Annotated in this window: 13 protein-coding genes; all 13 read right to left on the bottom strand. The window is 46.3% G+C overall.

The window, feature by feature from the left end; translation table 11 throughout:
• Positions 1-13: 13 nt before the first annotated feature.
• The 13 genes from CK1_RS06955 to CK1_RS06895 all read right to left on the bottom strand — a co-directional run bounded on the left by CK1_RS06955 (position 14) and on the right by CK1_RS06895 (position 12,930).
• Positions 14-193: a hypothetical protein gene (locus CK1_RS06955; RefSeq protein ID WP_306288821.1), complete on the bottom strand. Its 180-nt coding sequence runs from the start codon at positions 191-193 to the stop codon at positions 14-16.
• Between the two features lie 84 nt (positions 194-277).
• Positions 278-772 carry a GNAT family N-acetyltransferase gene (locus CK1_RS06950; protein ID WP_015525566.1) on the bottom strand — a complete coding sequence of 165 codons (495 nt, stop codon included), beginning with the start codon at positions 770-772 and terminating at the stop codon, positions 278-280.
• A 262-nt stretch (positions 773-1,034) separates the two neighbouring features.
• Positions 1,035-1,694 carry an ABC transporter ATP-binding protein gene (locus tag CK1_RS06945; RefSeq protein ID WP_015525565.1) on the bottom strand — a complete coding sequence of 220 codons (660 nt, stop codon included), beginning with the start codon at positions 1,692-1,694 and terminating at the stop codon, positions 1,035-1,037.
• Positions 1,694-2,497 carry an ABC transporter ATP-binding protein gene (locus tag CK1_RS06940; protein WP_015525564.1) on the bottom strand — a complete coding sequence of 268 codons (804 nt, stop codon included), beginning with the start codon at positions 2,495-2,497 and terminating at the stop codon, positions 1,694-1,696. Before CK1_RS06940 ends, CK1_RS06945 begins: the two co-directional genes overlap by 1 nt.
• A gap of 1 nt (position 2,498) precedes the next feature.
• Positions 2,499-4,055 (bottom strand): ABC transporter substrate-binding protein, encoded by a 1,557-nt coding sequence (locus CK1_RS06935; protein ID WP_015525563.1) that lies wholly within the window; start codon positions 4,053-4,055, stop codon positions 2,499-2,501.
• Positions 4,056-4,101: 46 nt separating this feature from the next.
• Positions 4,102-4,890, bottom strand: coding sequence for a nickel transporter permease (nikC, locus tag CK1_RS06930; protein WP_353611135.1), 789 nt, complete (start codon positions 4,888-4,890; stop codon positions 4,102-4,104).
• A gap of 75 nt (positions 4,891-4,965) precedes the next feature.
• Entirely contained in the window at positions 4,966-5,910 is a 945-nt protein-coding gene (nikB, locus tag CK1_RS06925; protein ID WP_015525562.1) for a nickel ABC transporter permease, read from the bottom strand.
• A gap of 132 nt (positions 5,911-6,042) precedes the next feature.
• Complete coding sequence (locus CK1_RS06920) at positions 6,043-7,530, bottom strand: ABC transporter ATP-binding protein (protein ID WP_353611134.1); 1,488 nt, start codon at positions 7,528-7,530, stop codon at positions 6,043-6,045.
• 196 nt (positions 7,531-7,726) lie between these two features.
• Positions 7,727-7,888, bottom strand: a complete 162-nt coding sequence (locus tag CK1_RS18100) for an ATP-binding cassette domain-containing protein (RefSeq protein ID WP_353611225.1) — start codon at positions 7,886-7,888, stop codon at positions 7,727-7,729.
• A gap of 224 nt (positions 7,889-8,112) precedes the next feature.
• Entirely contained in the window at positions 8,113-9,600 is a 1,488-nt protein-coding gene (locus tag CK1_RS06910) for an ABC transporter substrate-binding protein (protein WP_015525559.1), read from the bottom strand.
• A 94-nt stretch (positions 9,601-9,694) separates the two neighbouring features.
• On the bottom strand, positions 9,695-10,543 hold the full coding sequence (locus CK1_RS06905) for an ABC transporter permease (RefSeq protein WP_306288820.1): 849 nt from the start codon (positions 10,541-10,543) through the stop codon (positions 9,695-9,697).
• Positions 10,544-10,603: 60 nt separating this feature from the next.
• Entirely contained in the window at positions 10,604-11,596 is a 993-nt protein-coding gene (locus CK1_RS06900) for an ABC transporter permease (RefSeq protein ID WP_022427159.1), read from the bottom strand.
• 416 nt (positions 11,597-12,012) lie between these two features.
• Positions 12,013-12,930, bottom strand: a complete 918-nt coding sequence (locus CK1_RS06895; RefSeq protein ID WP_015525557.1) for a LysR family transcriptional regulator — start codon at positions 12,928-12,930, stop codon at positions 12,013-12,015.
• Positions 12,931-12,934 lie beyond the last annotated feature (4 nt).

The following is a 12,934-nucleotide window of genomic DNA, read 5'->3' as shown; positions in this document are numbered from 1 at the left end:
GGATGAAAATGTGTCAGAAGCAGATTTTTTTGCGGATAGTGGTAAGGTCTGAGATGATCACATCAAAGACCTCTCTCCGTGGCCGCCCTTCGATCTTGCTGTTGGCTGCCCCGAAATCCACAAGCAGGCTGCTTTTTCTGTCACGGATACAGAAACAATCTCCGAACCCCACATTGTACATTCGTATTCTCATTTATTTTTCCTCTGGTTTCTTATTCAACTGACCTTTGTTTCTGCAGCTGACTCTTCTTTTTTCTTCTGTTACTGTCTTCATTTCTCAGAACCAGATCTGCATATCATACCAGGTTGCTCCGCCATGACAGGAATCTGCCACACCCAGCTTCTTCAGTCCGTGGCTCTCATAGAATGGGATCATATGCTCCTTGCAGGTAAGGATCAGAGCTTTTTTTCCGCGCTCTTTCGCAAGCTCCTTGAAATATTCTACAAGCTCTCCGGCGATTCCCTGATGACGGTATTCCGGGATCACATTCAGTCCGAATACCGTCTGGATCTCCCCGTCCTTTCTGTGAAGCGTGATATCATGATAAAATTCATCCGGGAGTACTGGTTTATCTGTGGTTCCTCCGTTGATAAAGCCTACGATCTGCTCATCCTTTACTGCTACAACGAAATTCTCCGGGAATGCTCCCATACGCTTCACAACTTCCTCATGACTTGCTGCCTCCGCAGGTGGAAAACAGATTGCCTCGATCTCTGCCAGACGATCCGCCTCACCGGGATCTGCCAGTCTGATCTGTAAATTTTCTGCCATTTTTCGTGGTCTCCTCTATATTTATTCCGTTTTCATCCGGTTTCGATTCTTTTTTAATTATATCGGGTGAGGGAAAATGCGTCAACGTGTAACCTGCAAAAAAGCCCTCAGTATTCGCACTACTGAGGACTTCGTTCTTTTGTTTTTATCTGTCATTATCACAGCACCGACCGGATCAGCTGCTCCGTATACTCTGTCTTCGGATGCTCAATGATCTCTTCCGGTGTCCCTTCCTCTTCCACATGTCCGTCATGCATCACGATCACCCGGTCGCAGAACAGCTGGACAAGGGCCAGGTCATGGCAGATAAAAAGAAAGGACAGCTGGTTTTCTTTTTTAACTTCTGAAGCAGCTCCATGATCTGTTTCTGCACAGTCACATCCAGGGCGCTGGTTGCTTCATCACAGATCAGCACTCTGGGTTCCACAGCCAGGGCTCTGGCAATAGCCGCTCTCTGGCACTCCCCTCCGCTGACCTGATGGGGATACCGATCTGCATATTCCGGAGTCAGTCCGCAGGTAAGCAGAAGCTTTTCCACACGGTTCCTGGTTTCCTTCTTACTTATCCCCATATTCCGGAGACTTTCCCCGATTCCGTCCCCAAGAGTGCATCTGGGGTCAAAGGATTCTGCCGGTGTCTGAAAAATCATCTGCATTTCCCGGTAGATTTCCCGGAGATTTTTTCCCCTTGCATGTGTGATATCCTTTTCCATGAGAAAAATTTCTCCGGCGGTGGGTTCTGTCAGATGTGTGATCATCTTCGCCACAGTGCTTTTTCCTGAGCCGGATTCACCTACGATTCCTAATACCTCCCCCGTTTTCAGAGAAAAGCTTACGTCTTCTACAGCCGTGAAGGATTTTTTACCGGTAGTGAAGCTTTTTTTCAAATGATGCACTTCCAGAATGTTTTTGTTTTCTGCCATCATCTGCCTCCATTTCCGGTGCCTGTACGTTTCAGACGAGGTACCGAACTCATAAGCTCTTTTGTATAGGGATCCTCCGGAGCTGTCAGAACCTGAGCTGTTTTTCCGTATTCCCTCACCTTTCCGTTTTTCAGTACCAGAACCTTATCTGCCATTTTTTCCACCACACCGATGTTGTGTGTGACAACGATCATGGCTGTTCCGTATTCCTTACGCATCAGCAGCATTTCCTCAACTACCTGTTTCTGTATGGTTACATCCAGGGCACTGGTAGGCTCATCTGCCAGAAGAAGCGACGGATTCTGCAGCATGGAAATACAGATTCCCACACGCTGATTCATGCCGCCGGACAATTCAAAGGGATAGCTTTGCAAAACACGTTCCCCATCCTTGAGGCCAATCTTAGCCATCATCCGGACGGCGCGCTCTGCGCACTCTTTACGGCTGATCCTTTCATGCTCCCGCATACTCTCATAAATCTGATCGCCCACGGTGCGGATGGGACAAAGGGCTGCTCCTGAATCCTGAAAGACCATGGCGATCTCAGGACCCAGAAGTCTGCGTAATTCTTTTTCCGGCATATCCACCACATTTTTTCCTTTGTACCAGATATCCCCTTCTGTCACCATACCTTCATTTCCCAGAAGTCCCATGATTGCCTTGATGATGGTACTTTTTCCGCTTCCGGATTCGCCTACCACCCCCAGGATCTCCCCTTTATTCAGTTCCAGATCCACATCATGTACAACCGGTTCTCCGTTGTAGCAGATCGTCACATGCTCAAGTTTCAACAATGATTCCATCTTATTTCACTTCCAGATCTGCCGTGATCTCGTAATAATCACATGGGTGAGCAGTCAGCCCTGATACATTTGACTTTGACACAAGTCCCATATTCAAATGAGAAACAAAGAAATACGCATCATCATCCAGAATGGTCTGCTGTGCTTCCACAGCAAGCTTGCCTCTCTCATCTGTATCAAAGGTCTCATGCAGCTTCGCTACGATATCATCAAGATCCGAATTGCTGTATTTGCCATAATTTTTGGCAGCATCAGATACAACTGTACTTGTGAAGAAATATTCCGGATCACCGGTAGGTGCAGTTGTAAGCGAGCTTACATATACATCAAATTCTCCATTCTTTGCATACGTCGCATGGTCTGCTGTATTGTTGACATCGACCTCAATTCCGATGTCCTTTAAAGTGGACTGTGCATATTCTGCAAGCTTAGGCTGTTCCAGACGGGTTGGATAGGTCAGCCATGTGATGGACAGCTTCTTTCCATCCTTATCTACATATCCATCTCCATCCGTATCTGTCCATCCGGATTCTTCCAGAAGCTTTTTCGCCTCTTCCGGATCATAGGACGGTGCTTTCACCGCATCGTTTCCATAGGAAAAGCTGCTTGGGAAAGCTCCCACTGCCGGAACACCTCGTCCCTCCATGATCACACTGCAGAAGCCGTCCTTATCGATTCCCATCTCAATGGCTTTTCTCACATTCTGATCCTGCATCAGTTCAGATTTCATATTAAACTGCCCGAAGAAACAGCGGCTTGTTGCTACAGAGCTGATCTGATAGTCCGGATTTCCGTCAAAAAGCGCATAGTTGTCATACTGAAGTCCATAGGTTCCCTGTATATCGCCTGTCTGTAATGCTGCAGTCAGGGCACTTCCGTCTGAGAAGGATTTTACGATAACGTTGTCTACCTTTACATCTCCGCCCCAGTAATCCTCATTTTTTACCAACTTGATCTCTGTTGGAGATACCTCTGTTGCAACATAAGGGCCTGTTCCTGCCACATTTGCAGAGCCGCCCTCTCCCTGTACGCCATAATCCATATCAATGATAGCACCATATGGATCACCGAGATAATTGATCAGTGCCGGACATGATTCGGAAGTATGGATCGTTACTGTCATTCCATCTGCTTCGATCTTATCGATCTTCATATCGTAAGGTGCACGGTCATGGTTTGCGATCAGATCTTCCAGACATTCCTTTACCGCTTCTCCGTCCATGGTTCTTCCGCTGGAAAATTTCACACCGTCACGAAGGGTGATCTTTACTGTATTATCGTCTGTAAATTCATAGTCTGTAGCAAGCCATGGCTCTACCTCCATGTTGTCATTGTACTTAAACAATGTTTCTCCTACACCATAACGCAGACAGCTCCATCCGGAATAATTGTCGTGAGGGTTTAATCCTGCATCTCCCATTTCTTCACTGTATCCGGTAGTTCCGTAAACAAAGGTAGTTCCTTCACTCTTTTCTTTGCTTTTTGCTGCTGCCGGAACTCCCGTCATGCTCATGACCATTGACGCAGCAAGCATTGCTGCCAGAATCTTTTTCTTCATAATCTCCGCTCTCACTTTCTGTGTTATATTTATTTATAAGTGCCTGTTATCCTTTTCTCCTGTTTCGTTCCTTCGGATCCATATAATCCCGGATCGTATCTCCCAGAAGATTAAAGATCATTACCGTAATAAAAATCGCCATTCCCGGCGCAAGTACCATCCACGGTGAAATCTGCAGCATACTTCTTCCATCGTTGATCATACTTCCCCATTCTGCCATTGGAGGCTTTACACCAAGTCCGAGAAAGGAAAGTCCTGCCAGCTCCATCATCATGGTTCCAATATCAAGAACTGACGTAACAAGTATGGGGCCTGCAATATTTGGAAGGATATGTTTGAGCAGAAGCTTTCCTGTACTGCTCCCGGAAAGCTTTGCCGCCATAAGATATGCGGAGTCCTTCTGAGTCAGAGTAAGCCCTCTGGCAAGTCTTGCAAACTTCGGCCAGCTGATCACTGCCAGGGCAATGATCGCATTCTGGATACCGCCTCCCAGAACACCTGCTACTGCCAGGGCAAATACCAGTCCCGGAAAAGCCAGGAACAGATCGGAGATACGCATCAGAACGGTATCGGCTTTGCCGCCCTTCCAGCCACAGAAAATACCAATAGCCGTTCCCACCACCGTGATCACCGCAACCAGGAGCAGTGTTGCATAAATACTGGTCGTACTTCCTATGATCACACGGGAAAGCATATCTCTTCCATAACGGTCTGTCCCGAGCAGATGCTCCGGTCCCGGCGGTTTCTGGGCAAGTGCCAGATCCTGGACATAAGGATCATAAGGGCAGAGATATTTTGCAAATGCCGCTACAAACAGAAGCAATGCTGTAAGCACAAGAAAAAGACAAGCTTTGCTTTTGTATGATTTTTCCGGATCTTCTGTTTCCGGACTGTGATATTATTTTTCCACTCATGCTCTGTCACCTCCAAGTCGTACTCTCGGATCCAGATAGTGGTAAATAATATCTGTCACCAGATTTACCAGAACATAAATAACCGCCATCCAGGCCACATAAGCCTGGATGATCGGATAGTCACGCATGGTGATCGCATCTACCGCCAGTTTTCCGACACCATCCCACATAAAGATATTTTCCACAATGGCAGTTCCTCCCAGAAGATTGCCGATGGACAGAGCCAGCAGTGTGATGATCGTCAGCATGGAAGCCTTCATTACATTCTTCCAGATGATCACACGACTGCGGATCCCTCTTGCCCGGGCTCCGGTCACATAATCCTTATTCAGTTCTTCCAGAACCGTGGCACGCACCTGTCTGGTATATTTTGCAGCCATGGAGATCGCCAGTGTCAGTGTCGGCAGAATAATACTCTGTCCAAGATCTGTATTTGTGACTACCGGTAAAACGCCCAGCCTGATGGACAGAAAATACATCAGGACCATGGCAGCAAAAAAATTCGGCATGGAATTGCCGATAAAGCTTAAAAATCTTATCAGATAATCTACCCATTTGTTGTGCTTTACTGCTGACAGGATTCCCAACGGGATTGCAAGAACAATCGTAAGAAGGATCGATGACAGAGTCAGCATCATCGTTGCCGGAAGCTTTGAAATAAAGGTTTCATAGACATCTCTGTGAGACACATAGCTCTCTCCCATATCTCCGGTTACCATTCCCGCAAACCAGGCAGCATATTGTACAAGGAATGGTTTATCAAGGCCATATTCTGCCTTTGCCTTGTCAATGACTTCCTGGGATACTGCAGAGCCTGCATTTTCATACATATAAGTTACTGCATCTCCGCCGGCAAGCCGCATCATGGCAAAAGAAAGAAATGTGATCCCGATCAGGACCGGGATCAGCTGCAGCAACCGTTTTATTATATATTTTCCCATATTTTCCTCTCCGCACTTTGTTTCTCAGTATTTCGAATAACAAAAGTTTAACAACACGGCTGTTCTGCCACAACCCCGGCGGGGGGATTTTACATATTCCATTTTGTCATGCATATGTATTCCATCATGTTCTTATATTCTCACACAGTGACATGCGGATAATTCTTTCCAGTCCTCTCCAAGAGACTGTGGCTCTTCATGCTCGATCAGCCTCCGTTTTCTCTCTTCCAGCGGATCCGGGATATGGATCGCAGAAAGCAGGGACTGTGTATAAGGATGCTGCGGATTTTCAAAAAGCTCTTTTGTAGGTGCCATTTCTACCAGCTTTCCGTTTTTCATCACACCGGTTGTATCACTTAAAAAACGTACCATTGACAGATCATGGGCAATAAAAAGAAACGAAAATCTTTTTTCCTGCTGAAGTTTTTTAAAAAGCATGACGATCTGTGCCTGGATAGAAATGTCCAACGATGCGATCGGTTCATCTGCAATGATAAGACGTGGTTCCATGAGAAGGCTTCTTCCTATGGCAACTCTCTGTCTCTGTCCGCCGGAAAGCTCTCCCGGCTTTTTCGACAGAATGCTTTCATCCAGTCCTGTCTCCTTCAGGATTTCCCGAAGCCTGTTCTCCAGCATTTCTCTGTCACGGATCCTGCGGCTGATCTTTACAGGCTCCAGCATGATCTGCCGTATGCTCATTCGGGGATTCAGTGCAGCGCCCGAATCCTGAAAGATCATCTGGATCTCAGTCTGCATTTTCTTCCGCATTCCGAAAGGATCCTTTTTATCCGGCACTCTTTCTCCCTGATAAAAGATCTCCCCGCCTGTGGGCCGGTAGATTCCTGCAAGCGTTCTGGCTGTCGTGGATTTTCCGCAGCCGGTCTCTCCCACCAGTGCCATGATCTCACCTTCCCGGATACGGAAGGAAACATCATCCACTGCATGGATCGTATAATCGGAACGGATACGGAAATGCTGCTTCAGATTTCTGGCTTCGATCAGTACAGGCGCCTGTTTCTGTTCTGTTTTCTGTAAAAATGACGCTTCCTTTTTATCCGGTTTCTGTTTACGGCCGCTGTTTTCCTGTAATCTGTCCTTCAAAATGGCGGGCTTTTCTATTTTCGGAGCTCTTTCATCCAGAAGCCATGTGGCTGCATAATGCGTATCACTGACCTTAAACATCGGAGGAGTCTGTTCATAATCGATTGCCAGTGCCTGGGGATTCCGAACGGCAAACGCATCTCCCGGCGGAGGATCCAAAAGAGAGGGCGGCATTCCGGGGATCGGATTCAGCTCCCCTTTTTCACCTGCAAATACAGGCAGAGAAGACAGAAGTCCCCAGGTATAAGGATGCCGGGGATCATAATAAACATCTTCCGCTGTCCCGATCTCAATGATCTTTCCTGCATACATAACTGCAACTCTGTCTGCGATCCTTGCAACAGCTCCCAGATCATGAGATATGAACACAATACTGATCCCTGTTTTTTCTCTCAGCTCAAGAAGCAGATCCAGAATCCTTGCTTCCACGGTTGCATCCAATGCTGTAGTCGCCTCATCGGCAAATAATATTTCCGGATCACAGGCCAGTGCAATAGCCAGCACACAACGCTGACGCATTCCTCCGGAAAAAAATGAGGCTGCAGGCCATAGCGCTGTTCTGCATCCGGAATTCCTACCAGCTTCAGCATTTCCACAGCTCTTTTTTTCGCCTCATCCCTGGATACTTTCTGATCTTTGATAATAGCCTCTGTGATCTGTTTGCCAACAGGGATCGTCGGATTCAGCGTCAGCATAGGATCCTGGAACACCATGCTTACCTTGCTTCCGCACAGCTTTTCCATTTTTTTCTTTTATAGGCTGTGATATTCTCTCCGCAGAGACTGATCTCTCCGCTTTTTACATGTGCATTCGGTGGCAAAAGCTTCATCACGCTACGGCACATAACGGTTTTTCCACATCCGGACTCACCTACGATACAAAGTATCTCTCCTTTTTTTACCGTGAGATCAACATTCCGGACGGCCTGTACCTCGCCGTCCGGTGTGTCAAAGCTTACCGAATAGTTTTTAATTCCAAAACGGTTTCCTGCATGATCTTTTCCTTATTTTGTAATGGTCCAGTCTTCAATATTCCACATAACACCTACGGAATGATGTCCCAGAACACGTGTGGTATCCAGTCCGTCAAGTCCGGAAACGCCTACATAATCTCCCTGAAGATAAGCAACCAGAAGGATTCCAGGTGCCTTGGCATATGCCTTTTCGAATTCACTATATGCTTTTTTCTGGCTTCCTCAGTCTCACCGTGACGGCCTTCCTCAAGATATTTATCCACATCTGCATTGGAATAATGCATGTTGTTTCCACTTGCGTCGGTTACAAAGTTTACATATGCCATATCCGGGTCAAACTGTGTTGAATAGCCGGCAAGAAATCCATTGTATCCTGCATCCCAGTCAAATTTGGTAACAAGCTTTACTTCCATTTCCACACCAGCCTGCTTCAGCATATCAGACATGACATTGGCAATATCCACACGCTCTTCTTCGTAATCACGTACCTGGATGGTAAAGTGGAATTTCTGTCCGTTTCTCTCATAGATCCCATCATCACCTTTTTTCCATCCCAGCTCTTCCATCTTCTTTGCAAAGGTATCCAGATCATAGGAGTAGATATTGGCTTCCTTATCTGTTCCGAGAGGGTTTCTCTGGATCGGGCTGTATGCCGGCTCTCCCTGTCCTGCAAGAACACCTGCAATAATGGAATCCTTATCCAGCGCATAATTCAGAACGCCGATGGAATCTCCGTTTTCCTTCCAGAAATCTGTGCTCATATCCATGGCCGCTCCACGGTAATCTGCTGTGGTGAACTCCCAGTAATTATATCCGTCCTTATCCTTGAACTGAGAAGCGTAGTTGGAATTCAGCCATGCAAGATCCGCCTCACCGGACTGGAGCATGGTTGCCTTTGTAGTCTCATCCGATACTGTACGGTATACAACGGTTTCAATATTCGGAACCTTTCCGTAATAATCTTCATTTCGTTTCAGTGTGATCATTCCACCGGTAGCATCCCAGTCTTCAAATTTATAACGGCCTGTTCCCACCGGATTCTGGTTAAAGGATGTGGTATTCACGTCCTCTCCTTCCAGAAGATGCTCAGGAAGGATTCCCATGGTGAAGTAATCCAGCATGGCAGCATCATACTGATCTAGTGTAAAGATCACAGTCTGATCATCCGGTGCCTCAATACTTGTAATGTCCTGATAGTTGCTGGTGATGCTGGCTCCCAGGGTTTCATCCTCTGTAAGCTCCTTATAGGTGTATACAACATCCTCTGCATTGAAATCTTCTCCATCATGCCACTTAACACCATCTCGAAGTTTAAAAGTATAGGTATTGGTATCCTTGTCAAAGGTATAACTCTCTGCAAGATCCTCTACCGGCTTTCCATTGGCATCATATTTCATCAGTCCTGAAAAAATAAGATCCGGAAGTTCATCATGGTTATTCAGAAGGGGATTGATCGTACTTTCTGACTCACCTGCATATACCAGAGTTTTGTTTTCTTCTGCCGCAGCTACGTTTACCGCACTACCTGCCGATGCTCCTGTACATGCTGCGGTCACTGCTGCCAGTGTTATCGCCGCATATTTTCTTCCATAGTTGATTCCTGTTCTCTTTTTCATTCTGTTTTCCTCATCTTTCCTTATTTTCAAACCGGTTATCTACACCTTGGAATGTTTTATCACGGTTTGCGTCCAAATATTTTTTCTGACTGCATCAGAGGTTGCTGTAATGATTATTTACCTCACTTCTCACAAAGCTTCCCATACTGGTAATGCACATTAAAGTAATGACCAGAAAAACTCCCGGGATCACGATCACCCACCAGGTATTCATGATCAGTGCTTTATTTGCCAGTGAGAGCATACTTCCCCAGGAGACTACATTTGCCGGAAGCCCGAGGCCAAGAAAACTTAATGTAGATTCCATGGTAATACAACTGCTTATCGAAGAGATCACCACAAACATGATCGCCGAAACAAAATTCGGGATCAGATGGTGATACATCACATATCCAAAACTTCCTCCGCAGAGTCTTGCATACATCACATAATCACTGTTTCTTATCTGCCGCACTTCACTTCTTACAATACGTGCCAGTGCAAACCACCCGGTAATACCAATGATCACAGATATGCTGATCACATCATTGGCCTGAAAGACCGCAGACAGGATCAGGATCAGCAGAAGAGTCGGAATACTTCCGCACATTTCCGTAAACCGCATCAGAACCGAATCCACCTTTGGACCTGCTGTTCCGCTGATACATCCGTAGGTAACACCGATCACAGTAATAATCGCAGCTCCCAGAAGCCCGATCACCAGAGAAACCCGTCCGCCATACCAGATCAGTGAATAAGTATCTCTTCCAAGCGAATCCGTTCCAAAGATAAACTCCTTTCCCGGCGGTGTATTCAGATTCTGGAGATAAAAACCTGAGGGATCATGATTTGCAACAACATTTGCAAATACACAGCCCAAAACGATCAGAAAAAGCAGGAACATGGAAAATACCGGTTTCCCCTTCAGCTTTTCCTGAAATGTTTTTTCGTTTTTCAGATTCATGCTGCTTCCACCCGGCACCAACTACCTGAAAAAGCTCAGCTTCTGAAAGCTTCCGGTCAGCTACCATACCCTCACCTCCGAATCCTTCATTCTTGGATCAATCTCTTCATTGACAGTCTGTGCAACAAAGCTGCTTAAAAATACGATAAATCCCGTGATCAGCACATCGATCATCAGCAGGTTATAATCATGATATTTTGCAGATTCCACTGCAAGATTTCCAATTCCCGCATAATTGAAAACAGCTTCCACAGTTACAGTCCCACCAGTTACATGGGGTACCGAAACTGCCATGATACTCACGATCGTCGGCATTACATTTCGAAGACAATGCTTCCACAGGATCTTTCTTTTGGAAAGTCCCTTGGATCTGGCAAGAAGTACATAATCCTTCCGCACCTCATCCAGGAATTTGTTACGTATCATATATGCGTAATACCAAAGATGGCTGAAGATCATTACTACCAGCGGAAGGATCATATGCTTCATACGATTGCCGATACTATCTGCCATTCCTACATCATAGGCACCGCTGCTTGGGAACCATCCAAGATTTACACTGAAGATCAGGATCAGTACCACACCAAGCCAGAAAGCCGGCACATAATAGGCTGCTGTTCCGATCTTGCAGATCAGCCGGTCGATCCACTGATCCTCATGGAGCGTACAGAATATGGCGATCAGAACTGCCAGTATAAAGATCACAATATAAGCAATTCCTCCCAGCACCAGAGTATTTCCGATCAGCGGTTTGATCACATTCATAACCGGCTGCCTGTATTTCAGCGACAATCCGAAATCACCATGGACTACATTGGTAAACCACCTTACATACTGTACCCCGATCCCCTGATCCAGTCCTAGTCTCGTTCTGGCCGCAGCCACTTCCTCGCTGGTCATCATTTCCAGGGAATCTCCGTAAAAGGACTGCAGGGGATCTCCCGGTGCCAGTCTCGCCAGCCAGAACACCACCACAGACAGCAGAAACATAACCACAGCAAGCAGAAGGATCCGCTTCAGGATCCGGATGACGAGTTTATTTTCTTTGTTCATAATTTTCCTTTCCCACTGCCCTTTACAGTTCAGACAGACATTCGCATTCCGCTCTGCTGCATGCTCATGAACACAAATCGCGGAGCGATTTGTGTTCATATTTCAAAAGCAGTTATGGCATCCAAAACCATAACTGCTTTTGAAAGGGTCGTGTTATTATTCGACAAAACATTTGTATGCACAAATAGGAGTGCGCGGAGGTTATGTGCATCACAGTGTTTTTATATTCAGCACGCGGAGTGTGCTGCTGATATTATTTTATCATTTAACAGCTTTCGGACAACCCCGGTACGGGGATATTGGACAGTCGGTTTTAGCATGGATGTGTATTCCATATAAAAAACGGGACTTTTCTGTATCAGGAACCTGTGTCCCGTGCAGAAAAATCCCGTCTGGTCTTTTGCTTTATTCTTTTATCACTTCCCGGAAATCTGAAGTCTTTCCTTCACGAATCCCAGAAAATCCTTTCCCTGTTCACTGAGCTCTTCACCTCTCCGGCAAATGCACCCGTAAACAAGTTTCTGGCCTTCTCCCGGAAATGTATATTTCACGGAGGAATATCCCGGATCACGGCCGGAAAGATCCGCACCACTGATATTACACAACTCTCCGGAACCAAGAAAACGTTCCACGATATAATCACTGTTTGTTACGACTACGGTCTCTGCCTCCACTGCGGAATGACCGTTTTCCTCTACAAGGTTCCGGTAATTATCCGGGGAAAATTCATCGGGAAATCTCTGGATCAGCCTGAGCTGGGACATATTAAAATCTCCCTCATCTGCTGTATCTGCTTTCCCTTTCCCGGTATAAATATTTACCGCGGTTTCCGTCAGCAGCTCAAATTCCAGGTAATTTCGGGAAAGAAAATACTGGAATGCTGCCAGCTGATTCTGCATCACATAGGCGAATCCCATATCATCCTGTCTGCCTTTCACACGTTTTATGATCTCATGGGTATCTGCTGCGTAAACCTGATAATGAAGATCATCGCACTTATGTGCTTCATAATACGTTACGAAGATATCCGCAAACCAGGAGCTGGGATGAAAGCATACACACAGGCTGCTTTTTGCAAGTGGCTGTGCCTGCATTTCCAGTTCATCTATATTTTCCAGGATCCTCTGCACATGGATATATGCACGCTCTCCTTCCAGTGTCAGCTCTATGCCCTTTGCATGACGGACAAACAGCTGGGTACGCATATCGTCTTCCATGGAACGGATCACCTTGCTTACATTTGACTGCGTGGTAAAAAGCAGTTCTGCTGCCTGGCTGAAGGAGCCTGTTTTGGCACAGGCCGCAAAGTACTGGATCTGTTTGATATTCAGCATAATC

The organism is Ruminococcus sp. SR1/5, from assembly GCF_000209835.1.
Classification (GTDB): domain Bacteria; phylum Bacillota; class Clostridia; order Lachnospirales; family Lachnospiraceae; genus Blautia_A; species Blautia_A fusiformis.
The sequence above is the reverse complement of the archived record's forward strand: the minus strand, read 5'-3'. Positions and strand labels throughout refer to the sequence as shown.